This window comes from Kitasatospora sp. NPDC089509, from assembly GCF_044749365.1.
GTDB lineage: Bacteria > Actinomycetota > Actinomycetes > Streptomycetales > Streptomycetaceae > Kitasatospora.
Genome location: NZ_JBIVHS010000005.1, coordinates 273117 through 298786, shown reverse-complemented (window position 1 = coordinate 298786; position 25670 = coordinate 273117). Strand labels below are relative to the sequence as shown.

The following is a 25670-nucleotide window of genomic DNA, read 5'->3' as shown; positions in this document are numbered from 1 at the left end:
CCGACGCTTGCGTCAGCTGTGGCGGCCGCGACGGCGGGCGGCCAGGACGGCCAGTCCACCGAGGCCGAGCAGGCCGACGCCGGCCAGGCCGAAGACCACCGGGGCGTTGCCCGCGCCGGTGGAGGGCAGCTCACCGCCGGGGTGGGTCGGGTGGTGACTGGTCGGGCCGGGGCCCGCGCTCGTCGTGGACGCGCTGGCCGACGGCGAGGTTGCGGACCCGCTCGGGGACGTCGGGGCCGGGGACGTCGGGCTCGGCGACGTGGGGCTAGGCGACGTGGGGCTAGGCGACGTGGGCGACGGAGACGTCGGACTCGGCGAGGTCGGGCTCGGCGAGGTGGGTGACGGGGACGTCGGGCTCGGCGACGTCGGCGACGGCGACGTGGGGCTCGGCGAGGTCGGCGACGGGGACGACGAGGTCGGGCTCGCCGAGGGCGAGGAGGAGGTCGGCGACGGGGACGACGAGGTCGGGCTCGCCGAGGGCGAGGAGGAGGTCGGCGACGGGCTCGGCGACACCTTGCAGTCCGGCAGGTCCCCGTCGAACGGGTAGCTGTGGAGCTCGTAGCCGCCCGTGCCGGTGTGGATCAGGTTGCCCGCGAGGTACACCCGCCCGTTCATGCCCGGCTGCGCGATGGTCGTCGTGCCGCCCGGGTTGCCCGCCAGCACCGACCCCTGGAACTGCGCGCTGCCGAGGATCTGGGCGTTGGTCGCGGTCGGGAAGTTGTACATCAGCTTCGACCGCATGTCGGTGGTCTGGTCCCCCGCCAGGCCGGTGCCCGTGTAGGTGTTGATGACCGGGCTGTCCCCGAGCATGTTGACCACGACGGTCGCGCCGGCCGGGATGTTCTCGAAGACCAGGCCGATCTGCCCGCCGCTCGGCGAGGCGAGGTTCTGTGAGACGTTGAAGACCTGCTTCATGCTCGTCCCGTCACCGGTGAAGGTGGCCTGGCTGGAGGAGACGTCGACGGTGCCGGTCGCGGTGGCCTTCCCGACGCAGTCGGAGACCTCCTCGATCTGGGTCAGCACGTCCTGGTAGGGCGCGGCGGCGTTCGGGTCCTCGATCGACTCGCCGGTGGGGTCGATGGTGACGGTGCCGTCGACGGCGCCCGCGTGGCGCAGGTTGCCGAAGGCCGGGCCGTGCGAGTCGCTGCCGCCGATCAGGATCGAGTTGCCGCTCAACGCGTCGGTGTTGCCGCCGACGGTGACGAAGTCGCTGCCGTTCGGCGGGACGACCCGCGAACCGACGCCGACCACGCCCATGTTGTAGATGCCGCCGCCGTTCTTGTCGACGGTCAGGTTCCCCAGCGTGACGATCTTGCCCTCGGCCTCGGCCGCACGGCCGTTGACGGTGAAGTTGCCGCCGGTGAAGACGTTGATGCTCGCGTCCCGGCCGGTGAAGTCGCCGTTGTTCGGCTCCGGCCAGGTCGCCGGACAGTCGGGCCCGGAGCAGGCACCCAGCGGCGGGGCCAGCGGGGCGGCCGAACCCACCGCCAGCACGGCGGCCAGCGGCACCGCGGCGACGGCGGTCGCCACCGCGATCCGGACCGCGCGGCGGCCACCGGTGGCGGGCGTTCTTCTCACGGCGGTCGTTCTGTGATCCGGCGAACCGGTGGCCTGACCCATCGACAATTCCTCCGCACATAGAAAAGGGCAGGTACGGATGACCTGCCGCGTTTCGTCGTATCTACTGGCGATCCCACAGATCCGGGATATCCAACCCTAAAACGGACTATTCATACCCTATAGACCCTCAGATCGGAACTGAAAATCCCCCGCGCGGCGCACGCCCCCCCGGCGCCTGCCCGGCCGGCCCCGCCCGCTCGACCGGGTCCACCAGGTCCGGCCGCCCGCCCGACGGCGGGGAGGACTAGGTTGGGGTCCATGACCACCGAGGCCCAGGAACAGGACGCGCCGCTCGTCGCCGTCGCGTCGGCCGACGCCGTACTGCGGCACCCCGAGGCGGGCGAGCACCTGCTCACCGAGACCGAGCGGGCCCGTGCCGCGCGCTTCCGGCAGGACTCCGGGCGGACCGACTTCGTCGCCGGACACGTCCTGGTCCGGCTCTGCGCCGCCGAGCTGCTCGGTGTCCCGGCGGCCGACCTGGTCCTCGCCCAGCAGTGCCCGGACTGCGGCCTCGCCGACCACGGCAAGCCCTACCTGCCCGACCACCCCGGGGTGGAGGTGAGCCTGTCGCACACCCGGGGTGTGGTCGCGGCCGGAGCCGGCCGCCGGCCGATCGGGGTGGACGTCGAACTGGCCGCCCGGGGCGGCTCGCTGCGCGCGGTGGCCCGCCGGGTGCTCGCCCCGGCCGAGTTGGCCCTGGTGGAGGCGGCCGCCGAGCCGGACCGGGCGTTCCTGCGGCAGTGGGTGCGCAAGGAGTCGCTGATCAAGATCGGACGGGCGACGCTCGACACCCTCGGCAAGGTCGACCTCTCCGCCCTGCCGCTGGACGTCCCGGCCGGCGCCCCGCTGCGCAGCCGCTTCGAGGACCTGCACCTGCTCGACTGGACCGACCCCGGGCAGGGCGCCGCCGTCGCGGCCGTCAGCACCGCGCCGCCGCGCATCGTGGAGCTGGTCCCGGCGGGCTGAGCGCTCGCCCGCCGGTGGGAGGGCCGGACCGGGGCACCCGAGCGCGGGGCCGGTGAATAAGCGGTGTTAGCGTGCCTGGTCGTGGGCGCGCCGACGGCGCACGCCCGCGACCCCCAGCTGCCCACCGGATCAAAGGGTGCCCCGCCATGGCCAAGTTCCTGCTGAGCCTGCACGTCCTCGCGTCGGTCCTGTTCATAGGCCCGGTCGCGGTGGCCGTCAGCATGTTCCCGCGCCGGGCGAAGGCCGCCCTGGCCGGCGGGCCGGACCAGGCCTCGGACGCGGGCGTGCTGCGCATCCTGCACCGGATCACCCAGGTCTACGCGCTGCTCGGCGTCGCGGTGCCGGTGCTGGGCATCGGCGTGGCCCAGGTGATGGGCGTGCTGAGCCAGTCCTGGCTGATCGTCTCGATGGTGCTCACCGCGGTCGCCGCGCTCTCCCTGCTGCTGTTCGTGCTGCCCGGCCAGCAGGCCGCCGTCGACGCGCTCGGCCTCGACCCGGCCGACGAGAAGCACACCAAGGCCGTCGGCGGCCTGCGCCTGCTGCCGATGACCGCCGGGGTGTTCAACCTGCTGTGGGCGGTGGTCGTGGTGCTGATGGTGATCCGCCCGGGCTCGACCACCGGCGCCTGACCCGTCCGGTCCCGTCGCGGCCCGCGTTCGTCGTCCACCGTTTCCCCCGCCCTCTCCCGCGGGCCGGTTCGTTCGAGTACCGTCCTTGCCCATGACGATCATGGCGGGCATGGGCGGCCCGACCGGGACCGGAGTCGGCCCGCTGCTGCGCGGCTGGCGGGAGCGGCGACAGCTCAGCCAGCTGCGACTGGCCCTGCAGGCGGGCTCCTCGGCCCGGCACCTCAGCTTCGTCGAGAACGGCCGGGCCCGGCCGAGTCGCGCACTCCTGTTGCGGCTGGCCGAGGAGTTGGACGTCCCGGTGCGCGAGCGCAACTCCCTGCTGCTGGCGGCCGGTTACGCCCCGCAGTACCCCGAGACGCCCTTGGACGCCCCGTCGATGGACGCGCTGCGCGACGGCCTCGAACGGCTGCTCGCCGCGCACGACCCGTACCCGGCGGTGGTGATCGACGGAACCTTCCGGGTGCTGGCCGCCAACCGCGCGGCCGGACTGGTGCTGGACGGCATCGCCCCGCAGCTGCTGGAGCCGCCGCTGAACGCGGTCCGGATCGCCCTGCACCCGGAGGGACTGGCGCCGCGCATCGTCAACCACCGGCAGTGGCGACGGCACCTGCTGGCGCGGCTGGAACGGCAGCTGGACCTGGTCCGCAGCGAGTCGCTGCGGCAGCTGTACGAGGAGGTCCGCGGCTACCCCGAGCCGACCGGCGGGGCGGCGGAGGAGGCGGACGGCGGGCCGTTCGCGCTGCCGCTGCGGATCCGGCACGAGGGACGGGTGCTCTCCTTCCTGTCCACCGTCACCACCTTCAACACCCCGCTGGACGTGACCGTCTCCGAACTGGCCCTGGAGGCCTTCCTGCCGGCCGACGCGGAGACGGTCCGCTACCTGCAGTCCGCGGTGGGGCCGGAGCCGTCGGGCTCACCGGGCTGAGCGGCGCAGGGCGTTCAGCTGGAGGACCACGAACAGGGCGACCACGGCGGCCTGCAACGGGACCCACACCGCGCCCGCGGTGGTGGGCACGGTACGGACCGCCGCCACGGCCGGACTGAGCACCGCCCAGGCCGAGTTGAGACCGACCACCGCCAGGACGGCGGGCCTCGGCGGGCGACGCCGGGCGGCCAGTGCGGCGACCGCCAGCGCGTAGCCGGTCAGGACGGCCCCGAGGCCGACCAGGGCGGTGCGGCCCAGCCCCAGCGCCTCGCCCAGCGGACCGGCGAGAGCCAGGTAGGCCAGGCCGTTGCCACCGGTCGCCAGGACGTCCAGGCGCAGGACTCCGCGTACCGTCCACGGCGAGAGGACGGAACCGGCGGGGGTGACGGTGTTCGCGGGCACGGCGGCGTTCGCGGGCATGGCGGATCGGCCTCCTGACAGGGGTTCGGCTGCCCGGCCGGCCCGTGGCCACGACCGGGTTCCGCCAGCCTGCCCGGCCGTCCGGCAGACGTCGATTACCCCGTGGGTAAGGACGGTCGGGGCGGGGCCGGTCGGCCCGGCCGCCTCAGCTGCGCGGCTGTCGGAGCAGCACGCCCGCCCGTTTGACCGCGCGGGCCGTGATCGTGGTCTCGGCGCGGGTGACCCCGAGCGGGCCGAGGGTGTCGGCGAGGAAGCGGTAGAGGCCGCCGTGGTCCGGGGAGAACAGCGTGGCCAGCAGGTTGGTCGGGCCGCTGGTGGCGAAGACGCCGTGCACCTGCGGGTGGCGGGCCAGTTCGGCGCCGACCTCGGCGAGCCGGCCGGGCGGGACGTCCAGCCAGAGGTTGGCGTCCACGGCCATGCCGAGCAGCCGGGGGTCCACGGTGACGTGGGTGCGCAGCAGGCCGAGCCCGTCCAGCCGGTGCAGGCGACGCCGTACGGTCGACTCGGGGGCGCCGACCGCCCCGGCCAGCACCGCGTGGGACTGCCGGGCGTCCTCCCCCAGCCGGTCCAGCAGGGCGTGGTCGAGGTCGTCCAGCGCCGGGGGTGCGGCGGGGCGCGGGACCACCGGCCGGGCCAGTGCGGCCGCCTCCTGGGCGGTCAGCCAGCCGGCCTGCCACTGGCCGGCGTCCGAGAAGGCGTGCAGGACGGCGTGGGTGGTGGTCTCGGTGACGGCGTCGGTCGCGGGCAGCTGCCCGTACAGCAGGCGGTCGCGGGCGCCGGCGTCGCTGAGCATCACCGCGCCGACCTCCTGGCCGCCGAGCATCACGTCCACGAAGGGGACGTCGGGCCGCTCGGCCAGGGCCCGGGCGATGGCGTCCACCCGGCCGCGCAGCACCCGGACCCGCAGCAGCAGCGCGCCCACGGCGGCGTCCTCGACATCGGGCATCCGGACCACCCGCAGCACCCCGGCCCGCCGCAGCAGGCCCAGCCGACGGGTGACCGTCCGGGCGGAGACGCCCAGCACCTCGGCGATCCGGCCGGGCTCGGCCCGTCCGTCGACCTGGAGCGCGCCGACCAGGCGGCGGTCGAGGGTGTCCAGCACCTTGTCCGGATCCGTCGTGGCGAGGTCCATGGTGTCCGATCTCCGTCGTTCACGGCTGCTTGAGCGTCCTGTTCGGCAGCCCTGACGGTACTCCTTGTCCTGGGAGGTCGGAACGGACCGGCCGGGAAACGAACGTCGAGGAGGACGACATGGAGCTGCTGGAGCTGTGGACGCTGGCCGAGGCCGTGGAGGCGGCGGTGCGCGAGGTCGGCGCGGAGCTGGTGGTGCGGCGGCCGGTGGAGCCGACCCCCGGGCGGACCGTCGAGGAGGCGATGGCACGGTTCGCGGAGCTGGACGGTCCGGCCGCCGCCGACCTGCGCGAGCGGGTGGGCGCGCTGCGCCCGCAGGCCGGGTGGATGCCGGAGGAGCTGGACGGCTCGGTGCCGGCCGAGGGCGAGTGGTGGGTGTGCGACGCCACCGACGGCGCGGTGCAGTACCTGCTCGGGCAGCCGCACTGGGCGGTGACGGCGACGCTGGTGCGCGACGGCGCGGCGGTGCTGGCCGTGGTGCACGCCCCGGAACTCGGCGGCGGCCGGACCTACCTGGCGGTGCGGGGCGGCGGGGCCCGGCTGGACGGGCGGCCGATCGCGCCGCTGGAGCGCGAGTTGGCGGCCACCGTCGCCGCCACCAGCCAGCCGCCGCGGGTGGCCGCCGACCCGGTGGCGCTGCGCCGGGCGGGCGAGTCGCTGTCCGCGATGGTCGGCTCGGTGCTGGCGGTGCGCAACCTCGGGCCGACCGCGCTGCAGGTGGCACAGGTCGGCTCCGGGCACCTGGCGCTGTTCTGGGAGTACGGGGAGGACGCGGGCAACCTGCTGCCCGGCGCGCTGATCGCGAGCGAGGCGGGCGCGACGGTGACGGACGCCGCCGGGGCGGCCTGGACGGCCGGCTCGGACAGCTTCCTCACCGCCGCGCCCGGACTGCACGCGGACGCGGTGGGGGTGCTGCGGGTGGTCGGGTGAGCGGGCGGGTGGGTCAGGTGAGGCCGAACAGGGCCGCCGCGTTGTCGTGGCAGACCGCCCGCAGCCACTCCTCCCCCAGCCCCAGCCCGGCCAGCGCCTCCAGCTGGTGGACGTAGCGGTACGGGATGTTGGGGAAGTCGCTGCCCAGCAGGATGCGCTCCCGCAGCCCGCGCAGGCGCGGCAGTTCGTCGCGCGGGAACGGGACGTCGGCCTCGGCGAAGTCGGTGAACGCGATGGTGGTGTCCAGCCGGACGGCCGGGTGGCGTTCGGCCAGGTCGAGGAAGTCGCGGTACTCGGGCATGCCGAGGTGGGCGACCACCAGGACCAGGCCGGGGTGCCGGTCCAGCACCGCGCCGATCGGCCCGGGACCGGTGAACTTGCCGGGCACCGGCCCGGATCCGCAGTGGGTGACCACCGGGGTGCCGGTGTCGGCGAGCAGCGCCCAGACCTCGTCCAGCCGGGCGTCCGCCGGGTCGTAGCCGCCGACCTGGAGGTGCGCCTTGAAGACCCGGGCGCCGTCCTCGATCGCCCGGGCCACGTAGCCGGCCGCCCCGGGTTCGGGGAAGAAGGTCGCGGTGTGCAGGCAGTCCGGGGTGCGGGCGGCGAACTCGGCGGCCCAGCTGTTCAGCCAGCCGGCCATGCCCGGCTTGTGCGGGTAGAGCATCGAGGTGAACGCCCGGACGCCGAAGTCCCGCAGCCGCCGGACGCGTTGCTCCTCGGCCTCGCGGTAGGTGATCGGCCAGGGGCGGTTCACCAGCGGGCCGGCCGCGTCGAAGTACGCCCACACCTTGTCGAGGACGCTCTTCGGCATGAAGTGGGTGTGCACGTCGATCAGCCCGGGCAGGCCCAGGGCCCGCCAGAACTCCCGTACGCCCTCGGCCTCCTGGTCCGCGGCTTCGGTCCGTGGGGCCGCGGCGTCGGTCCGTCCGTCCACGGCGTCCGTCCGTGGGGCCGCGGCGTCGGCCTCCCGGCCGCTCACGCGGGCACCGGGCGGGCGCGGTCGATGATCTCCGCGGTGTCGACGCCGGGCGGCAGGGTGCCGAAGGCCGCGCCGCGGTCGCCGCCGAGCCGGCCGGCGCAGAAGGCGTCGGCCACCGCCGGGCTGCCGTAGCGGACCAGCAGCGAGCCCTGGAAGGCCAGCGCCATGGACTCCACCAGTCGCCGGGTGCGGTACTCCGGATCGGTCAGGTCACCGAGCTGCTTGCGGAGTTCGGCGACCGCCGCGTCCAGTCGGCGGTCCGCCCCGGCGGCCGCGTCGAGTTCGCCGAGGAAGGCCTCGACCGTCTCCGGGCGCTTGGCCATGGCGCGCAGGGCGTCCAGGGCGGCGACGTTGCCGGAGCCCTCCCAGATCGACACCAGCGGCGCCTCCCGGTAGAGCCGGGGCATCCCGGACTCCTCGACGTAGCCGTTGCCGCCCAGGCACTCCAGCGCCTCGGCGGCGTGCGCCGGACCGCGCTTACACACCCAGTACTTGGCCACGGCCAGGCCCAACCGCCGTACCAGCGCCTCGGTTTCGTCCCCGGCCAGGGTGCGGTCGGTGGCGTGGGCCAGCCGCATCGCGACGACGGTGGCCGCCTCGGACTCCACCACCAGGTCGGCCAGCACGTTGCGCATCAGCGGCTGGTCGACCAGCGCCTTGCCGAACGCCCGCCGGTGCAGGGCGTGGTGGACCGCCCGGGTGGCTCCGTAGCGCATTCCGGAGGCGGCGCCGACGGTGCAGTCCAGGCGGGTCATGTTGACCATCTCGATGATGGTCGGCACGCCCCGGCCCTCCTCGCCGACCAGCCAGCCCACCGCACCGTCGTACTCCAACTCGGCGGAGGCGTTGGACTTGTTGCCGAGCTTGTCCTTGAGCCGCATCAGGTGCAGCCGGTTGCGGCCGCCGTCCGGCAGGACGCGCGGCAGCACGAAGCAGCTGAGCCCGCCGGGGGCCTGGGCGAGGGTCAGGAAGAGGTCGGACATCGGCGCCGAGGTGAACCACTTGTGGCCGGTCAGCCGGTAGCTGCCGTCGGCCTGCGGGACCGCGGTGGTGGTGTTGCTGCGGACGTCCGAGCCGCCCTGCTTCTCGGTCATCGACATGCCGGCGATCAGCCCGCGCTTGGTGCGCGGCTCGCGCAGCCCGTAGTCGTACTCGGTGGCGGCCAGCAGCGGCTCCAACTCGGCGGCCAGGGAGGGGTTGCGGCGCAGGGCGGGAACGGCGGCGTAGGTCATCGAGATCGGGCAGGTGTGGCCGGCCTCGACCTGGCTCCAGACGAAGAACTTGGCGGCGCGGGCGGAGTGGGCGCCGGGCCGGTCGTCCCGCCAGGGCGCGGCGTGCAGGCCGTACGAGACGGCGGTGCGCATCAGCTCGTGCCAGTACGGGTGGAAGTCGACCTCGTCGATCCGGTGGCCGAAGCGGTCGTGAGTGCGCAGCACCGGCGGGTTCTCGTTGGCCAGCCGGCCCCACTCGGCGGCCTGCTCGGAGCCCGCCAGGCGGCCGAGTTCGCGCAGTTCCGGCTCGGCCCAGCCGGCGCCGGCCCGGTGCAGGGCGGCGAGCAGGGTCGGGTCGGCGGCGGTGTCGTGTCCGTACGGCAGGGGCACCTGGTTGGTGACCTCATGCGTCGCTGTCATCGCGTCCTCCCAGGGCACGCAGGGTGAAGGAGACCAGGGCGGGGACCACCTCGACGGTGGCCCGCCGGGGGGCGGAGGGATCGGAGGGGGCGGAGGGGTCGAGCGGCCCGGCGGTGGCCGGCGGCGCGGCCGCGAGCGGGCCGGCCAGGGCCTCGCCGACCGCGCCGACCAGGGCGGCGGCGGTCAGCACCGGGTCCTGCTCGGGGAGTTCGCCGGCCGCCACGGCGGCGGCGATCTCGGTGGCGATCACGTCCCGGAACGCCCGCCGGAAGACCAGGCGTTCGCCGTCCACCACCGTGTCGGCGGGCTCCACCAGCAGCGCGTACGCCAGCCGGGGGGCGCGCAGGGCGCGGGCGGCGAAGGTCTCGACCACGGCGGCGATCCGCTGCCGCGGGGTGCCCCGGAGGGCGACGGCGGCGTTCACCGCGGCCATCTCGTGGGTGACCACCCGGCGGAAGAGCTGCACCGACAGCTCGGCCTTGTTGGCGAAGTGCTGGTAGAGGCTGCCGGTGGCGATGCCGGCGCGGTCCGCCACGGCGGCCATGGTGCAGCCGCCGTAACCGCGCTCCGCGAGCAGGCCGACCGCCGACTGCAGCACCGCCTCGCGCTGGGCGTCCAGACGGGCTTGGACGGCGGGGGTGCGTCGGTAGGCCATGGAAGCATTGAAGCACTGATTCACTGCTTCGGGGAGGGGGCGGGAGGGGTGGAGCGCGTGGTGCGCGAACGACGGGAGGCCGCCCCGGGCGGGGCGGCCTCGTGGTGCTGCTGCGCCGGTGACGGCGCTGTCGCTGTCGCGCTCCGGATCAGAGCGGGCGGCGCTCCTGGTCCAGCCGCTGGCCCTCGACGTCCAGCGGACCGAAGGGCGCCCCCGGCTGCGCGGACTTGGCGAACGAGCGGGCGGCGTCCTGGTCGCCGCCCAGGCCGGCCCACTCCAGCACCTTCGCGGTGGCCTCCGCCGACTGGTCGGCCGGCAGCTTGGCGATGTTGGAGCCGTGGTTGCCGCCGGGCACGACGTAGACGTAGCTGTCGTCACTGCCCCGACCGAGGTGGAACGGCTTGGCGCCCCACGGGTCGTTGCCGCCGTAGACGAACATCATCCGCTCGGCGTCGCGCTTCACCCAGCGGTCGATGTCCGGCATCGCCTTCGGGTTGAAGACGGTCGGGATCTCCTTCGGCACGTAGGAACGGGCCGAGTAGAGCTCCTTGTAGTCGTAGTGCAGCTGGTCCTTGAGGTACGAGACGTCGAAGTACGGCGCACCCAGCTCGGTGGCGGCCTGGTAGTAGTACGCGGTGTACTTCGCCAGCGACTGGTCGCTGTTGCCGGTCAGGCCCGACTGCGCGTCGTACCACGCGAGCAGCTCGTCGTCGGTCGCCGTGGCGGCCACCGGGACCTTCGCGCAGTCCGACTCCAGGCTGTACTGCCAGAACGCCCAGACCACGTCGAGCACGCCGGCCTCGTAGGCGCGGTCCGGGGTGCCGAGGGTGTTGAAGGTCGAGCCCGCGGCCTGGTTGGCGGCGACGTAGCGGGGCTCCAGGCGGTCACGGCGCACCAGCAGCTCGCGCTGGGCGGCGTTCAGCTTGGCGCGGCACTCGGGGGTGCCGACGGTGCGGAAGAAGTCGGTGTAGGCCGAGTAGTCGCTGACGTCGGTGTTGTTCGGCGCGACGTAGGCGATCGTGCCCGCCATGTCGTCCGGGTAGAAGCGGCGGTAGAACGTCGAGGACATGCCGCCCTTGCTGGCACCGGTGGAGAGCCACTCCTGCTGGTAGATCCGCTTGAGCGCGGTCACCAGGTCGTGCGAGTCGGCGGCCTGCTGGCGGATGCCCGCCTTGGACCAGTCGGCCGGCTCCGGGCGGGAGGGGGTGAAGAACCGGTACTCGATGGAGACCTGGTTGCCGTCGACCAGCCGGGTCGGCTCGGTGCGGGACGGAGTGGTGCCCAGCGTGTAGCCGTTGGTGTAGAAGACGGTCGGACGGTCGTAGCCCCGGTGCAGCAGGCTGAAGCGCTGCTGGAAGCTGCCCAGCCAGGGGCGGAGGTGGTCGATCGGCTGGGTGTAGGTGGCCAGGAAGTAGCGGTGGTCGGCGTCGGTGGGCTTCTCCTCGGTGATCGTCACGCCGGGGATCGCCGCCAGGCGGTCCTTGATGTCGGCGGTCGGGTCGTCGGCGGGGCTCCGGTGGTGCGCGGCTCCGGCCGCCTCGGTCCCCCGGCCGGTGGCGGCCGAGGCCGGGGCGGCCAGGCCACCGACTCCGAACACCGGTATCAGCAGGACGGCAACCAGCAGCCGCTTCAGCTTGGTGGTCATCAACTCTCCATCTGGTCAACGGACATGGCACATACCTCGTCGGCACAACTCTGCGGTGCGGGTGGTGCGGCGGCCGCCCGGTGGACGGCCGAATGGGCCACCCGCCTGATCGCGGGTGGCCCATCGGGTGAAAGTGCTGGTCAGTGGGGTCGCCTCGGTTCCGTCGGCGGGCCGGGTGGCCACCGGGTGGTTTCCCGGGTCCCGCCCGCCGAGGGGGTGCGATGCGGGCGGGCCCGGGGGTCAGGGGTGCGCGGCTTGCGGACCGGGCTCGGGGCGGTGCGGGGGGCTTTGCGGGGCTCCGGGGCTCTGCGAGGCCCTGCGGGGCTTTGCGGGGCCCCGCGAGGCCTTACGGGCGGGCCAGGGTGCAGCCCGGGAGGGTGAGGTCCAGGGTGTTACCGGCCGAGAAGCAGGCCGGGATGATGTAGGTCTCCTGGGCGTAGCCGATGCCCTGGTGGACCGTCACCGCGCCGGACTGGTCGACCTCGCACGGGTTGTTGAGGGTGCAGCTCTGGCCGTCCTCGTTAATCGTGTTGTTGACGGCGACGACCTGGCCGGTGTTCGCGTCGACGACCGGCGAGCCGGAGGTGCCGCCGATCACGTTGCAGCCCGAGGTGTAGCGGACCGAGTCGCTGAACGTCCAGTCGGCTTCCTTGAGTTGGTAGGCGAAGCCGTCGACCGAGCAGGAGTAGGTCTGCTTCCAGTAGCCGGAGACCACCCGGATGTCGGTGCCCTGTACGGGGTGGTCGGCGGAGACGGTCAGCGGGGAGATCCCGCTCTGGGCCTGGATGCTGTCGTAGCTGGAGTCGAGCTGGTAGATCGTCACGTCGGTGCCGGTCATCGCGCTGTAGACCACCTTGGTGGCGTTCAGCGTGGCGACCTCGTTGGCGGAGCCGTCGAGCAGGGTGAAGGTGCGGCTGGACGGCTGGTTGACGATCACCTGGCCGGGGCCGGGCATACCGGTCTCCAGGCAGTGGCCGTTGGTGAGCACCAGCCCGGGGTCACTGCCGACCGAGCCGGGCAGCCGGACCAGCGAGCCGGAACAGTTGCTCAGCGCCACGGTGCCGCTGAAGTCGACGGCGTCGAGGGGCCGGGCGGCGTGCGCGGGGGCGACCCGCGCGGGGGCGGCGACGTGTGCGGGGGCGGCGACGTGTGCAGTGGCAGCCTGAGCCGGGGCGGCTCCGGTCAGCGCGGTGGCTCCGGCGACCAGGACCGAGGCGAGCAGGCCTATGAGTGGCTTCTTCATGAGAGACCTCGCGGTGTGGGGGTCCCCCAAAATTGGCGTGGACATGACGACATGTCAAGGGGTCAGCCGCACCGGCCGGTCAATCGGCACACTATGACAAGCGGTCGGCCGCCGTCAGGACTTCCGGCCGACCCGCATGCTCAACTCCCTTGCCAGTGGCGTCGACCGAGGCTGATCAGCCGCAACTGCAGCCGGGCGGTGACGGCGAGCCGCTGCTCACGGGCCGGGTCCGCCTCCTGCGCCTCCAGGAAGGCGGCGGCCGTCGACACCATGTGGTCGACGTACAACTCGGCGAGCATCCGAAGGTCCTGCTCGCTCCAGCCCTTCGAGACCGGCTGGAGCGCCAGGGCGGCCCCGACCTCGGCGGCGAAGCGACCCAGCTCGGCGTCGATCGCCTCCCGCACCTGCCGGACCCCGCCGTGCCGCTCGCGCGCCAGGAAGCGCACGTGCGGGCGGTGATCGCGGACGTGCTGCCGGATCACCTCGACCGCACGGTCGATCAACTCCTCGGCGCCGCCCGCCTCGGCCAGCACCGAGCGGATCATGACGTGCAGGCTGGCGAGCGACTCCTCGACCAGGGCGACGCCGAGCGCGGCGAGGTCGGGGAAGTGCCGGTAGAAGGCGGCCGGGGACAGCCCGGCCTCCCGGGTGACCTCGCGGACGCCCAGGCTCGCCAGGTTCTGATCGGCCAGCAGGTGCAACCCCGCATCCAGCAAGGCCCGCCGACTCTGCTGCTTCTGGGCCTGTCTGGCCCCCACGGTGTGACTCACGCCATTCAGTAAACAGTCGTTTGCCGAACTTGGCCAGTCGGGCGTACAGTGGGCACCGAAGTCAGTGAACACTTGTCAACCGAAACCGGCGCAGCACCAGCCGCAGCCGAAGGAGTCAGCCGTGATCCTGTTCTCCGCACTGGTCGCCATGGGAGTCCTGATCGGCACCGCCGCCCACCTCCCCCTCCCGGTCTTCCTCGCCGCCTCGGCCGCCATCAGCGCCTGGCTGCTCGCCTTCGGCGCCCGCGAGGGCATCGCCCGCCTGCGCCACCGCTGACCCGCGGCGTCCACCGCGACGCCCCGGCCACCGCCACCGCCACCGCCACCGAGAGGACCGTCACCGCCATGAGCACCGTCACCAGCCGCGCCATCGACGACCGGACCACCGCCGGCCGCCAGGGCACCGCCGAGGCCGACAACCTGGCCGTCGCCTCCTTCCTCCTCGGCCTCCCCGGCCTGCTGCTCTTCAACATCGTCCTGGGTCCGATCGCCATCACCCTGGCCACGCTGGCCCTGGCCCGCGGCACCGACCGCCGCGGCCGCGCCTTCCTCGGCCTGGCCCTCGGCATCGCCTCCCTCGCGATCCTCGCCGTCACCGCCGCCACCTCCCACGGCGTGCTCATCGACCTCGGATCCTGAGCACGGATCCTGAGCCTCCGTTTCTTCCCCTCCTGTCCTGAACCCGCTTCAACTCCCCGGCCCCACACCGCGCAGCTGATCACGTCAACCCTGCCCACGGCCCCCGCCTGCCACGTAGGGTGGCCACATAGACCGGGTGACCACAGGGGGCAGGCGTGAGTACCGAGATCCGCAACGACGCGCAGCCGACGCCCAGCGAGGTGGGCGGCAGCGGGGGCGGGCGGCTGCTCGCGGTGAGCGACCTGCACATCTCCTACCAGGAGAACCGCGACCTGGTGGAGAAGATCCGGCCCACCCACCCGGACGACTGGCTGCTCGTCGCCGGGGACGTCGCCGAGCTCACCACCAGCATCGAGTGGGCGCTCGGCCTGCTCGCCGAACGCTTCGCCCGGGTGGTGTGGGCGCCCGGCAACCACGAGCTGTGGACCCACCCGGACGACCCGGTCCAGCTCCGCGGCGTGGCCCGCTACAACCACCTGGTGGAGCTGTGCCGCGCCCTCGGCGTCGTCACCCCCGAGGACCCGTACCCGCTGTGGCACGGCGCCGGCGGCCCGGTCCGGATCGCCCCGCTCTTCCTCCTGTACGACTACTCCTTCCGTGCCCCGGGCACGACCACCAAGGAGGAGTCCCTGGCGGCCGCCTACGAGAGCGGCATCGTCTGCGCGGACGAGCGGATGCTCCACCCCGACCCGTTCCCCGACCTCGACTCCTGGTGCCGCGAGCGCGTCCGGCTGACCGAGCAGCGGCTCGCGGCCTGCGACCCGGACGTCCCGCTGGTCCTGGTCAACCACTACCCGACGGTCCGGCACCCCACCGAGATCCTCTGGTACCCCGAGTTCGCCCAGTGGTGCGGCACCGAGCTGACCGCCGACTGGCACCGCCGCTTCAACACCGCGGCGATGATCTACGGCCACCTCCACATCCCGCGCAAGACCAGCTACGACGGCGTCCCGTTCGAGGAGGTCTCGCTCGGCTACCCGCGTGAGTGGCGCAAGCGCGGACTGCCGGACCCGCTGCTGCGGGAGGTCTTCCCGCAGGTCACGGTGGGCGGCTCGACGCTCTCCTGAACCCCGGCCGCGGAGCCCTGGCCGCGGCCGGGCCGGCACCGCGGACCTCCACGGTGCCGGCGAGCCGGGCGGCGGTGCCGCGCACGGCGTCGAGGACCGTCACCGGGCACCACCGCCGCCCCGGGGGACGTCCCGGCCCGGCTCCGTGAGCACGGCCCGCTTGGCGCGGTACTCCTCGGCGTCGATGTCGCCCTCGGCGTAGCGGCGGCCCAGGACGGCGAGCGGGTGCTCGGCCGCGCCGGCGGCAGCGGCCCCGAAGCCGCAGGCTCCGTGCCGCCGCCAGACCGTCCGGCGCAGCAGCGCGACCACCAGGACCACCACGGCGATCCAGAACAGGGGGAAGAACAGGATCCAGGCGCCCGGCCCGTGCCAATCTGCCAACTGCGTGTACATCACGGTCCATCTCCTCGCGTTCGGCTCCACGACCCCGGGGTTTCCCGAGGTGCCTTGAGCGTCCCTCCGAGGGGTCTCATCGCGCGTCCTACCAGCAGTGACAGCTGGGCTACTCCCGGGAGCGTACGGACCGCCCGCGACACGCAGCGGCGGAAGCAGCCGCCGGGAAGCGGGGGTCTCCGACGAGAGCAGGCACCCGAGAGCAGGCACCCGGGAGCAGGCACCCGGGAGCAATCGACGGAGCAGCCGCGTCAGCCCAGCCAGCCCGGCCGCACCAGCCCCGACTCGTAGGCCAGCACCACCAGTTGCGCCCGGTCCCGCGCCCCGATCTTCACCATCGCCCGGCTGACATGCGTCTTCGCGGTCAGCGGGCTGACCACCAGCCGGCGGGCGATCTCCTCGTTGGAGAGCCCCATCCCGACCAGCGCCAGCACCTCGCGCTCCCGTTCGGTCAGCATCGAGATGTCCGAGAGCCCCTCCGGAGCCGCCTCCGGCCCCTTGGACCGGGCCGCGAACTCGCCGATCAGCCGCCTGGTCACGCCCGGCGAGAGCAGGGCGTCCCCGGCCACCGCGACCCGGATCGCCCGCAGCAGGTCGGCCGGCTCGGTGTCCTTGACCAGGAAGCCCGCCGCCCCCGAGCGCAGCGCCTCGAAGACGTACTCGTCCAGTTCGAAGGTGGTCAGCACGACCACCCGTACGGAGGACAGCGCCGGGTCCCGGGCGATCCTCCTGGTCGCCTCCAGCCCGTCCATCCGGGGCATCCGGACGTCCATCAGCACGACGTCCGGCACCAGTTCGCGGGCCAGCTGCAGCGCCGCCTCGCCGTCGTCCGCCTCGCCGACCACCGTGAGGTCGTCCTGGAGGTCCAGCAGGGCCCGGAAGCCCGCCCGGACCAGCAGTTGGTCATCCGCCAGCAGTACCCGAATCAATCGCTCTCCGCCTTCGGTGTCGGCAGCTCCGCCCGGACCCGGAAGCCGCCGCCGGGCAGCGGCCCCGCCGTGATGGTGCCACCGAACGCGGCCGCGCGTTCCCGCATCCCGACCAGTCCGCTGCCGGACCCCCCGGCGTCACCGCCCGCCGCGGGCCCCGGGTCCTCGACCCGGACCACCAGCACGGCGGCGTCCCGCCAGTCCAGCACCACGACCGCCTCCCGGGCCACCGAGTGCCGGATGACGTTGGTCAGCGCCTCCTGGACGATCCGGAAGGCGGTGAGGTCGACGGTCGCGGACAGCGGGCGGCGCGCGCCGTCCTCGTGCACCTCGACCGTCAGGCCCACCCGGTCGGCCTGCTCGGTGAGTTCGTCCAGCCGCCCCAGCCCGGGGGCCGGCCCGCGCGGCGCCGCGTCGGGCCCGCGCAGCGTGGCCAGCACCTGGCGGACCTCGCCGAGCGCCTCCTTGCTGGTCGACTTGATGGTGACCAGCGCGGTGCGGGCCTCCTCGGGCCGCCGGTCGAGCAGCGCCAGCGCGACCCCGGCCTGGATGTTGATCAGGGACAGGCTGTGCGCCAGGATGTCGTGCAACTCGCGCGCCATCTTGAGCCGTTCCTCGTTCGCCCGGCGCTGTTCCAGCTGCTGGCGGTAGGCCCGGTGGGCGGCGATCCGCTCGCGCCGGAAGCGGATCAGCTCGGCGACCGCCAGCATCAGCAACAACCAGGCCAGCAGGCCGAGTTCGGCCTGCCAGACGAACTTGGCGGGCGGGGTGCGCCGCCAGCTCTCGGGGAGGGCGAAGGCGGCCAGGAGGTGCACCAGGTACACCCCGGCGACCCCCGCCCAGGCCGCCCGGCGGTGGCCGCAGCCGATCGCGAAGCAGCAGGCGACCACCCAGCTCACGAACACCGGGCCGTACGGGTACCCGGCGGCCAGGTACCCGGCGGTGACCACCGACGTCCCCGCCACCGCCTCGACCGGGCGGCGCCGGAACAGCGCCAGCAGGGCCGGACCGAGCAACAGCAGCAGGTACCCGAGGGCGTCGAGCGGGGCCCGGCCGCCCTGGTGCCGGGCGGCGACCCCCGACCCGACCACCTGCACCACCGCGGCCCCCACCGCCAGCCCCAACGGCAGGCCCGTCCGGCCGGTCGAGCCGGACGTGTCGGAGGAGCCAGGCGAGTCGGACGAGCCGGGCGGGCCGAACGGGCCGGCCGGGCCGAACCGCGCCCACGGCGGGCGCCACGGCCCGGACGGGCCCGAGGGCTCCGGCCGGTCCGGAGGCGGGCCGGAGGGCTCCGGCGGTCGGGAGGTGGGCGGCGTCATGCCCGGAAGGCTAGACCCGCGTCCCGCCCCCGCGCGTCCTCCACCAGTGGCGTTCGGGCGTACTCCCGCTGGAGTACGCCCGAACCGGTGACTGCTCCGGTGACTGCTCCGCCGGCCACTCGGTGTCCGCCCCGCTCAGCCCTCCGCGCCCGCCGCCCCCGCCGCGCCCGCCTGCGCCTTCTCCTCCGCCTCCGCGAAGGTCGCCGACGCCTCCGGCCGCGCCAGCGTCACCGTCAGCTCGCCGTCGCCGACGTCCGCGATCAGGGTGTCCCCCTCCCGCACGGTGCCGTCCAGCAGCAGGTTGGAGATCCGGTTGTCCAGCTCCGACTGGATCGTCCGGCGCAGCGGCCGGGCCCCGAACTCCGGCTGGTAGCCCCGGTTGACCAGGTACTCCTTGGCCGCCTCGGTGACCTCCAGCCGGACGTCCTGGGCCCGCAGCCGACGCTGGCTGCGCTCCAGCAGCAGGTCGACCACCGAGAGCAGGTCCTTCCGGGTGAGCGCGTGGAAGACGATCACCTCGTCGATCCGGTTGAGGAACTCCGGCCGGAACTGCTGGCGCAGGTCCCGCATCAGGTCGTCCCGGATCTCCTCCACGTTGCCGGCGTGGTCCAGGATCCGCTGCGAGCCGATGTTGCTGGTCATGATCACCACGGTGTTGCGGAAGTCGACCGTACGCCCCTGGGAGTCGGTCAGCCGCCCGTCGTCCAACACCTGGAGCAGCAGGTTGAAGACGTCCGGGTGGGCCTTCTCCACCTCGTCGAAGAGCAGCACGCTGTACGGCTTGCGGCGCACCGCCTCGGTCAGCTGGCCCGCCTCGTCGTAGCCGACGTACCCGGGCGGGGAGCCGACCAGCCGGGAGACGGTGTGCTTCTCCTGGAACTCGCTCATGTCGAAGCGGATCATCCGGTCCGGGTCGCCGAACAGCAGCGCCGCCAGCGCCTTGGCCAGCTCGGTCTTGCCGACGCCGGTCGGCCCGAGGAAGAGGAAGGAGCCGGTCGGCCGGTCCGGGTCGCCCATCCCGGCCCGGCCCCGGCGGACCGCCTGGGCGACGGCGGTGACCGCCTCGTCCTGGCCGATCACCTTCTCGTGCAGGTGCTCCTCCAGCCTGAGCAGCCGCTCCCGCTCGGTCGCGTTCAGCTCCGCGACCGGGATGCCGGTCCGGGAGGACAGCACCTGGGCGATGTCGTCGGCGGTCACGTCGACGACCTCCTCGCGGGACTCGGCGGTCGCCGCCAGCTCGTCCTCGGTCCGCCGCAGCTCGGACTTCAGGTTGGCGGCCCGCACGAACTCCTCGTCCGCGACGGCCTCGTCCAGCTCCCGCTTCAGCTTGGTGATCCGGTCCTGCACCGAGGTCGCCTCGGTCGAGCCGCTGAGGCTGCGCAGCCGCACCCGGGCACCGGCCTGGTCCAGCAGGTCGATCGCCTTGTCGGGCAGGAAGCGGTCGCTGACGTACCGGTCGGAGAGCGTCGCCGCCGCGTCCAGCGCCTCGTCGGTGAACCGCACCTGGTGGTGGGCCTCGTAGGCGTCGCGCAGCCCCTGGAGGATCTCGATGGTCTCCTCGACGCTCGGCTCCGGCACCAGGACCGGCTGGAAGCGGCGCTCCAGTGCGGCGTCCTTCTCCACGTGCTTGCGGTACTCGTCCAGCGTGGTCGCGCCGACCACGCTCAACTCGCCGCGCGCCAAGGCCGGTTTGAGGATGTTGCCGGCGTCCATCGAGCCCTCGCCGCCACCGCCCGCGCCGACCACGGTGTGCAGCTCGTCCAGGAAGAGGATCACGCTCTTCTCGGCCGCCGTGACCTCGTCGATCACGCTCTTCAGCCGCTCCTCGAACTCACCCCGGTACTTGGAGCCGGCCACCAGGGCGGTCAGGTCGAGGGTGACCACCCGCTTGTCCCGGAGGCTCCGCGGCACGTCCCCGGAGACGATCCGCTGGGCCAGGCCCTCGACGATCGCGGTCTTGCCGACGCCCGGCTCGCCGATCAGCACCGGGTTGTTCTTGGTCCGCCGGGAGAGGATCTCCACGGTCTGCTCGATCTCCTCGGCCCGCCCGACCACCGGGTCCAGCCGGCCGGAGCGCGCCGCGTCGGTGAGGTCCTGCCCGTACTCGTCCAGGGTCGGCGTCTCGCTCGGGTGCGCGCCCGTGCTGCTGCGCTCCCCGCCGGTGCCGCGCCCCTCCAGCACCGACTTCAGCGCCCCCTGCGAGGGCGCCGCGTTGCGCAGCGCCGTCCCGGCGCCGGAACGTTCCTGCTCCAGCAGGGCGCCGAGGATGTGCTCCGGGCCGATGTACGAGGCACCGACCTCCTGCGAACGGGCGTGCGCGGCGAGCAGCGCCCGCTTGGCCGAGGGGGTGAGCGCGGGCTGCCCGTCCAGCGCCTCGGGCCGACCGGCCGGCAGTGCGTGCTCCAGGTCCCCGGAGAGCCGGTCCGGGTCGATGCCGGCCCGTTCCAGCATCCGCCGCGAGGGCTCCACCCGGGTCGCCGCCCAGGCCAGGTGCGCGGTGTCCAGGTCGCTGCTGCCGTCCTCGGCCGCGCGCTGGGCGGCCAGCCCCAGCAGCTCCTGGGAGGACTCGCTGAGCAGCCGCCCGATCGGCACCCGCTGCACGGCGGGCGGGGAGGCCAGCGGGCTCATCCCGAAGAACCGGCTGAGCAGGTCGGAGAACGGGTCGTTCGATCCGAACGGGGGCATGGTCACGGCAGTTCACCTCTCCCAAGCGTTTTGCAGTCACACAAACACAGGGCGCGGGCGCCCGCCTGTCGAGCGGGACCACCCGAACGGTCGGGCCCGCACTGCCCGCCCGCACTGCCGACGAGCCGGTTCAGCTCCTGAGGTGGTCCAGCAGCACGCCCCCGCTGTACGTCACCGCCATCGCCAGCAGCCCGCCCACCACGTTGCGCGCCACGGCCCGCGCCGGCCCGGCCCCGCCCAGCCGGGCGCTGGCCCACCCCGAGAGGACCAGCGCCGCCACCACCGCCACCACCGTCACCCACAGCCGCGCGGACTCCGGCGGCAGCAACACCGCCAGCAGCGGCACCAGCGCCCCCAGGGTGAAGGCTGCCGCGCTGGCCAGCGCCGCCTCCCAGGGGTTGGTCAACGCCTCCGGGTCGATGCCGAGTTCGGTCTGCGCGTGGGCCAGCAGCGCGTCCCGCTCGGTCAGCGCCGTCGCCACCTCCCGGGCCAGGCCGTCGGTCAGCCCGCTGTCCCGGTAGTAGTCGGTCAGTTCGTCGAGCTCCCCCTCCGGGTCGTCGGCCAGCTCGCGCCGCTCCTTCGCCAACGCGGCCCGCTCGGTGTCCCGTTGGGTGCTGACCGAGACGTACTCGCCGGCCGCCATCGACATCGCCCCGGCCAGCAGCCCGGCCACCCCCGCCGCGAGCAGCGCGGTGCGGGACCCGGCCGCACCGGCCACGCCGGTCACGATCCCGGCCGTCGAGACCACACCGTCGTTGGCCCCCAGCACGGCCGCCCGCAGCCAGTTCAGCCGCGCGGACAGCTGCGCCCGGCTCTCCCCCATCTGCTCCGCCATCCGCGCCCACCGCCCTCAGGGGTCCGTACGGTCTCCCCGATCCTCGCCCGGCGGCTGCGCCCCCGCCACCCGCGGCCGACGGGCGGGCGGCTACTCGACCGTGCTCTCCGGCACAGGAACCGTCGTCCCCGCGGTCTCGTGCTTGGAACCCCGCTTCGGAGGACTCGGAGGACTCGGAGGACGCTTCGAAGCGGACGACGGCGTGGTGGCGGTCGGCACGGGCTCGGGCGGTGGGGTCGACGAGGTGGGCGAGGACGAGGGCGGGCAACTCGGCGACGGCGCCGCAGTGGACGCGGTGGGAGTCGCGGGAACGGTGGCGGAGGAGGCGTCGTGGCCCGGCGGTGCCGACACCGGCGCCGCCGGCCGCGGGCCGCCTCCTCCCCCGGACGTCGAGGGGCCGAGGAGATTGCCCGCCGCCTCGACCGCGCCGCCGCAGGCGAGCAACACCGCGGCCAGCACGGACAGTCCGACGGAGGCACGGACCGCTCGGGGCGCCCGGGGCGCCGGGGGCGCCGGGGGCGCCGGGGGCGCCGGGGGCGCCGGGGGCGCCGGGGGCGCCGGGGGCGCCGGGTCACGCGGATCGGAGACCATGCTCAGTCCACGTATTCCTGGGTGACCTGGACGTACTCGAAGCCCTTGACGTCGGTGGCGATCTGCATCTGACCGGTCTGCGACGAGGCGATCAGGGTGTTGAGCAGGCCGGAGATCGCCCCGCTCAGCGCCGACTCGGTGTCCGTGCCGTCGGCGATGAACAGGGCCTTGGTCGCCACCTCCTGCAGCACGCCGCGCTCGGCGTCGCCGAAGCCGTAGGCGATCACGTGCGGGTAGCGCGGCCGGCTCCGGTCCACCAGGGCGCGGAAGGACTGCCGCCAGGTCGCGTCGGTCGGACCGCCGTCGGTCAGGAAGAAGACCGTCGGCCGCAGCACGCTGTAGTGCTGCGCCCGCAGGCTGCTGACGTCCTCTTCGATGCACTGCCGCAACCGGTCGAAGGTCTTGCCGTAGTCCGTGCGCCCGCCGCAGATCACTTCGGGCATGCTCGGCACCTGTTCCATGTCCGACATCGGGATCACCACGTGCACGTCGGTGGAGAAGGCGACCACGCTGACCCGGGCGAACTCCGAGACGCGCGGATTGGTCGCCAGGTTGTAGTGCAGACGCGAGAGGGTCGCGTTGAGCACTGCCTCGTGCGGCTTCATCGACGAGGACGCGTCGATGACCACGTAGGTGGGCAGGCAGAGTGACATGGGTGCACCCCTGAGCTAGTGGTTGGCGGCGGCGATGACGATGCCGATGAGCAGGATCACGGCGAAGGCGAGCGCCCAGATCCACTCGGTGTTCCAGTTGGTCGCGGGATCCTTCTTCTTGGTTCTGGTGACCTTCTTCTCGACGGTGACCGTTTTGTTCTTGGCCGTGACCGGCTTGTTCTTGAGGCTGACCGACTTGTTCTTGGCACTGACCGGCTTGTTCCTGGCGCTGACCGATTTGGCGGCGACCGTTCTGTCCTTGGCGGCGACCGGCTCGGCGGTGGTCTGCTGGACGGAGCTCGCGGCCACGGCGCCCGGGTCGGCGGCGGGCTGCGGGACCGGGCCCGACGCGGGCAGCGGCGGCACCGGGGGCAGCGGGGAGCGAGTCGGACGCGGCGCGACCCTGAGGTAGGGCCCGTTGTTCAGTGCCTGGTTCAACTGGACTGCCGCGGGCCGTCGTTCGCGATCGGTCGCGAACAGCATGTCCAGCAGCACCTCGGAGAGGGCGGGCTGGTCCGGCCAGGGCGACAGGGAGACGCTGTGGAAGGCGCGCGCGTCGCGCTGGCCGGTCAGGCACTTGGCGACGAGCAGGCCGAGCCGGTAGCGGTCGGTGCAACGGTCCGCGTCGGAGCCCGGCGGTGTGAGCGGGTCGGCCCAGTTCGGCTGGTGGATGTCGGGCATCCGGTCCGGCCGGCAGCCGTCGACGTCGATCAGGTAGACCGAACGCCGGTCCGGGCTCCAGAAGGCGTTGGAGAACGACCAGTCGGAGTAGACCAGCCCCAGCCGCTCCAGGATCGCGGCGAGCTCGGTCAGTCGGCGGCAGGCCGCCAGTCGGTCCTCGAAACCGGGGCACGACAGGCCGACCCGCCGGATCGACTCGTCGGACTTCGCCAGCCAGTCGATCTCGACGAACCGGCGCTCGCCGAACTTCCCGCGCCGCAGCTCGGCACGGTAGTGCTCGGGCGCCATCGGGATCACGCACCCGACGACCGGATCGCCGGGCCCGTGGATCCGGGCCGCGGGCCAGCACGTCCCGGCGTACAGGGCCGCCCGCTCCGCCTCCGGCAGGGTGTCCGGGGCCGAGATCAACAGGTCGATCCGCCGGGCGTCCTCCGGGTGGAGGTCCGGCCGGTAGAGCTTGGCCAGCCAGCCCGGGTGGTCCGTCAACGGCCGTACGGCGACGGCCTGACCGTTGTGCTCGGAGATCGGCTCGGCGAGCGGTCCGAGATCGCCGAGGCCCACGGCCCGCGGCAGGGACCAGCCCCGCGGATCGACCGCCGGGGCGCCGCCGTCGGCGACGGAACGGAGATCGGTCATGCCCCCCTGCCGTTCCACACCACGACGGCGGTGCGATCGTCGAGGCACTGCGGTGCGTCGAAGCCGACGTCGGCGGTGAACCGGGTGGCCGGGACCGGCGTGCGCCAGGCGTTCGCGAAGTACTCGTTGACGTTGCCCGCCGGATCCGCCCACGCATCGCCGATCCCGTCCGTGACCAGGGCCAGGGCGGCACCGGGGGCCAGTGTGAGGTAGCCGTCCAGGGCCAGCTGCGGCGTGTCCGGCAGTCGGCCGGCGACCTCGTTGGAGACCACCTGGGCCGCGCGGTCCTTGGCCTCGCCGGCCGAGAACCGCCACCGCGCGCCGTGCGGGTCGAGCGTCCAGGCCGAACTGTCACCGAGCCACCCGACCCAGGCCCGGGCAGCGCCGCTCGCGTCCGGCTCGGCGATCACCGCGGTGATCAGCACGGTGGCCAGCAGCGAGGTGCCGACGCCGCGTCCGGCCGCCTGTCCGGCGATCGACTCCGCGACCCGCCGGTACAACTCCTGGACGTCGAGCCGGTCGAAGCCGCCCGTCTCGATCTGCTCGCGCAGCAGGGTGACGGCCTGGCTGGAGGCCGTGGTGGCCCCGGTGTCGGACCACGCCGCGCTGGACAGGCCGTCGGCCACGGCCACGATCGCGTACCGGCTGTCCCGGGTGCGCCCGATCCGGTAGGAGTCCTGCCGCGGCCCGGCGGGCTGGTCACAGCGGTGCCCGGGCCCCACCACGGAGGCCGCCCGGACGGTCAGGGCGCCGACCGCCGCCTCGTCGGCGGCGATCCCGTTCTGCACCGTGCGCTCCGGCAGCAGCCAGGGATAGCCCTGGGCCCGCGCGCCGTCACCGAAGCGGGGCACGCTCAGATCGGTCGGCCGCTCGCGCAGGACCGGCCGGGGCTTCGCCTGCTGGGCCGTCGGCCCGGCCGGTCCCGCGACGTAGCGGCAGGCCGGCACCGCCGCGTCGGGCCGGGGCGCCGGTTCGGGCCGGCTCCGCTGCCCGGCCGGGGCCGCACCGAACCCGGAACCCGCCCCGGAACCCGACGCGGACCCCGACCCGGGCCCCGACCCGGGCCCCGACCCGGCCGACGCCACGGCGAGCCCGGACCCCAGCGCGGCCGCCGCACCGACGACACCCACCGCCGCGAGCGCGAACACGTTCACCAGCCAGCCGTAGTGCCGGTGCGGCGCGCCGACCTCGACGAAGGCCCCGACGGCGACCGCGACCAGCAGCCCCGCCCGCACCCAGCCGTCCGTCGGGCCGTCCGCCCGGCCGTCGCCCCCGCTCACCGCCCCTCCCCGGAATCGCGCGACCGCGGCCCGCCGGCGAAGTGCTGGTTGCCGTGCTGCACCGCGAACACCTCACCCGAACCGGTCGCGGAGTTGACCTGGACCGCGACGTCCGGCTGCTGCGGGAGCCGCAGCGACGCCAGGGCCGTCACGTCCCGGGCGAGCCCCGGGTCCCGGTCGAGCAACTGGACCAGGACGTCGGTCCAGTAGCCCACGACCTCACCGTCGACCGCTCCCCTCGCGGCGGTCGACGGCAGCTCCAGTGCGGCGGACAGTTCCCGACGGCGGCCTCCGTGGGCCCGGGCGATGACGCCGCCCATCAGCCGTTTCGCCTCCGTCCAGAGGTCGGTGCCCATCGCGGCGACCAGAGCGGTGGCCCCGCTCGCGGCCAGCTCGGCGAGTTCCTCGTTCATCGGTG

At 73.9% G+C, this 25670-nt stretch carries 25 protein-coding genes; 7 read left to right on the top strand and 18 right to left on the bottom strand.

Features of this window, described 5'->3' with window-relative positions:
* Positions 1 to 12: 12 nt before the first annotated feature.
* The gene (locus ACIP4P_RS13600) at positions 13 to 1578 is read right to left on the bottom strand and encodes a choice-of-anchor A family protein (RefSeq protein ID WP_400917541.1); all 1566 of its coding nucleotides are present in this window, start codon (positions 1576 to 1578) and stop codon (positions 13 to 15) included.
* 300 nt (positions 1579 to 1878) lie between these two features.
* Between ACIP4P_RS13600 and ACIP4P_RS13595 the strand changes: the two genes are divergently transcribed.
* The 3 genes from ACIP4P_RS13595 (at position 1879) to ACIP4P_RS13585 (ending at position 4140) form a co-directional block, all read left to right on the top strand.
* A complete protein-coding gene (locus tag ACIP4P_RS13595; RefSeq protein ID WP_400917539.1) occupies positions 1879 to 2586 on the top strand; it encodes a 4'-phosphopantetheinyl transferase family protein in 708 nt (235 codons plus the stop codon).
* A gap of 146 nt (positions 2587 to 2732) precedes the next feature.
* Complete coding sequence (locus ACIP4P_RS13590) at positions 2733 to 3215, top strand: hypothetical protein (RefSeq protein WP_350511110.1); 483 nt, start codon at positions 2733 to 2735, stop codon at positions 3213 to 3215.
* Positions 3216 to 3306: 91 nt separating this feature from the next.
* Positions 3307 to 4140 carry a helix-turn-helix domain-containing protein gene (locus ACIP4P_RS13585; protein ID WP_400917537.1) on the top strand — a complete coding sequence of 278 codons (834 nt, stop codon included), beginning with the start codon at positions 3307 to 3309 and terminating at the stop codon, positions 4138 to 4140.
* Here ACIP4P_RS13585 and ACIP4P_RS13580 read toward each other — a convergent pair.
* A complete protein-coding gene (locus ACIP4P_RS13580) occupies positions 4129 to 4560 on the bottom strand; it encodes a hypothetical protein (protein ID WP_400917535.1) in 432 nt (143 codons plus the stop codon). The two genes, ACIP4P_RS13585 and ACIP4P_RS13580, sit on opposite strands and share 12 nt — an antisense overlap.
* A 145-nt stretch (positions 4561 to 4705) precedes the next feature.
* Complete coding sequence (locus tag ACIP4P_RS13575; RefSeq protein WP_400917533.1) at positions 4706 to 5692, bottom strand: Lrp/AsnC family transcriptional regulator; 987 nt, start codon at positions 5690 to 5692, stop codon at positions 4706 to 4708.
* Between the two features lie 119 nt (positions 5693 to 5811).
* Here ACIP4P_RS13575 and ACIP4P_RS13570 point away from each other — a divergent pair, with 119 nt between their 5' ends.
* Positions 5812 to 6621, top strand: coding sequence for an inositol monophosphatase family protein (locus ACIP4P_RS13570; RefSeq protein ID WP_400917532.1), 810 nt, complete (start codon positions 5812 to 5814; stop codon positions 6619 to 6621).
* Positions 6622 to 6634: 13 nt separating this feature from the next.
* On the opposite strand, the gene ACIP4P_RS13565 is transcribed toward ACIP4P_RS13570, so the two are convergent.
* The 6 genes from ACIP4P_RS13565 to ACIP4P_RS13540 form a co-directional block, all read right to left on the bottom strand.
* On the bottom strand, positions 6635 to 7555 hold the full coding sequence (locus ACIP4P_RS13565; protein WP_400917530.1) for an amidohydrolase family protein: 921 nt from the start codon (positions 7553 to 7555) through the stop codon (positions 6635 to 6637).
* 41 nt (positions 7556 to 7596) lie between these two features.
* Positions 7597 to 9231: an acyl-CoA dehydrogenase family protein gene (locus ACIP4P_RS13560; protein ID WP_400917528.1), complete on the bottom strand. Its 1635-nt coding sequence runs from the start codon at positions 9229 to 9231 to the stop codon at positions 7597 to 7599.
* Positions 9215 to 9886, bottom strand: a complete 672-nt coding sequence (locus tag ACIP4P_RS13555; protein WP_400917526.1) for a TetR/AcrR family transcriptional regulator — start codon at positions 9884 to 9886, stop codon at positions 9215 to 9217. Before ACIP4P_RS13555 ends, ACIP4P_RS13560 begins: the two co-directional genes overlap by 17 nt.
* A 148-nt stretch (positions 9887 to 10034) precedes the next feature.
* Positions 10035 to 11531, bottom strand: coding sequence for a S28 family serine protease (locus ACIP4P_RS13550; RefSeq protein WP_400917524.1), 1497 nt, complete (start codon positions 11529 to 11531; stop codon positions 10035 to 10037).
* A gap of 346 nt (positions 11532 to 11877) precedes the next feature.
* The gene (locus tag ACIP4P_RS13545; RefSeq protein WP_400917522.1) at positions 11878 to 12774 is read right to left on the bottom strand and encodes a trypsin-like serine peptidase; all 897 of its coding nucleotides are present in this window, start codon (positions 12772 to 12774) and stop codon (positions 11878 to 11880) included.
* Positions 12775 to 12914: 140 nt separating this feature from the next.
* A complete protein-coding gene (locus ACIP4P_RS13540; RefSeq protein WP_400917520.1) occupies positions 12915 to 13544 on the bottom strand; it encodes a TetR family transcriptional regulator in 630 nt (209 codons plus the stop codon).
* A 121-nt stretch (positions 13545 to 13665) separates the two neighbouring features.
* On the opposite strand from ACIP4P_RS13540, the gene ACIP4P_RS13535 reads away from it, so the two are divergent.
* The 3 genes from ACIP4P_RS13535 (at position 13666) to ACIP4P_RS13525 (ending at position 15250) form a co-directional block, all read left to right on the top strand.
* Positions 13666 to 13821 (top strand): hypothetical protein, encoded by a 156-nt coding sequence (locus ACIP4P_RS13535; protein WP_350511100.1) that lies wholly within the window; start codon positions 13666 to 13668, stop codon positions 13819 to 13821.
* A gap of 68 nt (positions 13822 to 13889) precedes the next feature.
* The gene (locus ACIP4P_RS13530) at positions 13890 to 14183 is read left to right on the top strand and encodes a DUF4190 domain-containing protein (protein WP_400917518.1); all 294 of its coding nucleotides are present in this window, start codon (positions 13890 to 13892) and stop codon (positions 14181 to 14183) included.
* A gap of 155 nt (positions 14184 to 14338) precedes the next feature.
* Positions 14339 to 15250, top strand: coding sequence for a metallophosphoesterase family protein (locus ACIP4P_RS13525; protein ID WP_400917516.1), 912 nt, complete (start codon positions 14339 to 14341; stop codon positions 15248 to 15250).
* Positions 15251 to 15349: 99 nt separating this feature from the next.
* Here the strand turns inward: ACIP4P_RS13525 and ACIP4P_RS13520 are convergent, their stop codons facing one another.
* From ACIP4P_RS13520 to ACIP4P_RS13480, 9 genes are all read right to left on the bottom strand, one after another.
* Complete coding sequence (locus ACIP4P_RS13520) at positions 15350 to 15643, bottom strand: SHOCT domain-containing protein (RefSeq protein WP_350511098.1); 294 nt, start codon at positions 15641 to 15643, stop codon at positions 15350 to 15352.
* A gap of 251 nt (positions 15644 to 15894) precedes the next feature.
* Positions 15895 to 16572, bottom strand: coding sequence for a response regulator (locus ACIP4P_RS13515; RefSeq protein ID WP_400917514.1), 678 nt, complete (start codon positions 16570 to 16572; stop codon positions 15895 to 15897).
* Positions 16569 to 17891 (bottom strand): sensor histidine kinase, encoded by a 1323-nt coding sequence (locus ACIP4P_RS13510; RefSeq protein WP_400917513.1) that lies wholly within the window; start codon positions 17889 to 17891, stop codon positions 16569 to 16571. The genes ACIP4P_RS13515 and ACIP4P_RS13510 overlap by 4 nt, the downstream gene beginning before the upstream one ends.
* Before the next feature lie 135 nt (positions 17892 to 18026).
* Entirely contained in the window at positions 18027 to 20576 is a 2550-nt protein-coding gene (locus ACIP4P_RS13505) for an ATP-dependent Clp protease ATP-binding subunit (protein ID WP_400917806.1), read from the bottom strand.
* 130 nt (positions 20577 to 20706) lie between these two features.
* Positions 20707 to 21411: a VIT family protein gene (locus tag ACIP4P_RS13500; RefSeq protein ID WP_400917511.1), complete on the bottom strand. Its 705-nt coding sequence runs from the start codon at positions 21409 to 21411 to the stop codon at positions 20707 to 20709.
* 593 nt (positions 21412 to 22004) lie between these two features.
* Positions 22005 to 22655, bottom strand: coding sequence for a VWA domain-containing protein (locus ACIP4P_RS13495; protein ID WP_400917509.1), 651 nt, complete (start codon positions 22653 to 22655; stop codon positions 22005 to 22007).
* Between the two features lie 15 nt (positions 22656 to 22670).
* Positions 22671 to 23972, bottom strand: coding sequence for a hypothetical protein (locus tag ACIP4P_RS13490; RefSeq protein WP_400917507.1), 1302 nt, complete (start codon positions 23970 to 23972; stop codon positions 22671 to 22673).
* On the bottom strand, positions 23969 to 25252 hold the full coding sequence (locus ACIP4P_RS13485; RefSeq protein ID WP_400917505.1) for a protein phosphatase 2C domain-containing protein: 1284 nt from the start codon (positions 25250 to 25252) through the stop codon (positions 23969 to 23971). The genes ACIP4P_RS13490 and ACIP4P_RS13485 overlap by 4 nt, the downstream gene beginning before the upstream one ends.
* A complete protein-coding gene (locus ACIP4P_RS13480) occupies positions 25249 to 25665 on the bottom strand; it encodes a hypothetical protein (protein WP_350511089.1) in 417 nt (138 codons plus the stop codon). The genes ACIP4P_RS13485 and ACIP4P_RS13480 overlap by 4 nt, the downstream gene beginning before the upstream one ends.
* Positions 25666 to 25670: the final 5 nt, after the last annotated feature.

Excerpts from the sequence above, each read along its gene's own strand:
- ACIP4P_RS13595 (WP_400917539.1), top strand. The coding sequence starts at position 1,879 with ATGACCACCGAGGCCCAGGAACAGGACGCGCCGCTCGTCGCCGTCGCG.
- ACIP4P_RS13590 (WP_350511110.1), top strand. The coding sequence starts at position 2,733 with ATGGCCAAGTTCCTGCTGAGCCTGCACGTCCTCGCGTCGGTCCTGTTC.
- ACIP4P_RS13585 (WP_400917537.1), top strand. The coding sequence starts at position 3,307 with ATGACGATCATGGCGGGCATGGGCGGCCCGACCGGGACCGGAGTCGGC.
- ACIP4P_RS13580 (WP_400917535.1), bottom strand. The coding sequence starts at position 4,560 with ATGCCCGCGAACGCCGCCGTGCCCGCGAACACCGTCACCCCCGCCGGT.
- ACIP4P_RS13575 (WP_400917533.1), bottom strand. The coding sequence starts at position 5,692 with ATGGACCTCGCCACGACGGATCCGGACAAGGTGCTGGACACCCTCGAC.
- ACIP4P_RS13570 (WP_400917532.1), top strand. The coding sequence starts at position 5,812 with ATGGAGCTGCTGGAGCTGTGGACGCTGGCCGAGGCCGTGGAGGCGGCG.
- ACIP4P_RS13560 (WP_400917528.1), bottom strand. The coding sequence starts at position 9,231 with ATGACAGCGACGCATGAGGTCACCAACCAGGTGCCCCTGCCGTACGGA.
- ACIP4P_RS13555 (WP_400917526.1), bottom strand. The coding sequence starts at position 9,886 with ATGGCCTACCGACGCACCCCCGCCGTCCAAGCCCGTCTGGACGCCCAG.
- ACIP4P_RS13550 (WP_400917524.1), bottom strand. The coding sequence starts at position 11,531 with ATGACCACCAAGCTGAAGCGGCTGCTGGTTGCCGTCCTGCTGATACCG.
- ACIP4P_RS13545 (WP_400917522.1), bottom strand. The coding sequence starts at position 12,774 with ATGAAGAAGCCACTCATAGGCCTGCTCGCCTCGGTCCTGGTCGCCGGA.
- ACIP4P_RS13530 (WP_400917518.1), top strand. The coding sequence starts at position 13,890 with ATGAGCACCGTCACCAGCCGCGCCATCGACGACCGGACCACCGCCGGC.
- ACIP4P_RS13520 (WP_350511098.1), bottom strand. The coding sequence starts at position 15,643 with ATGTACACGCAGTTGGCAGATTGGCACGGGCCGGGCGCCTGGATCCTG.
- ACIP4P_RS13510 (WP_400917513.1), bottom strand. The coding sequence starts at position 17,891 with ATGACGCCGCCCACCTCCCGACCGCCGGAGCCCTCCGGCCCGCCTCCG.
- ACIP4P_RS13505 (WP_400917806.1), bottom strand. The coding sequence starts at position 20,576 with ATGCCCCCGTTCGGATCGAACGACCCGTTCTCCGACCTGCTCAGCCGG.
- ACIP4P_RS13500 (WP_400917511.1), bottom strand. The coding sequence starts at position 21,411 with ATGGCGGAGCAGATGGGGGAGAGCCGGGCGCAGCTGTCCGCGCGGCTG.
- ACIP4P_RS13495 (WP_400917509.1), bottom strand. The coding sequence starts at position 22,655 with ATGTCACTCTGCCTGCCCACCTACGTGGTCATCGACGCGTCCTCGTCG.
- ACIP4P_RS13490 (WP_400917507.1), bottom strand. The coding sequence starts at position 23,972 with ATGACCGATCTCCGTTCCGTCGCCGACGGCGGCGCCCCGGCGGTCGAT.
- ACIP4P_RS13480 (WP_350511089.1), bottom strand. The coding sequence starts at position 25,665 with ATGAACGAGGAACTCGCCGAGCTGGCCGCGAGCGGGGCCACCGCTCTG.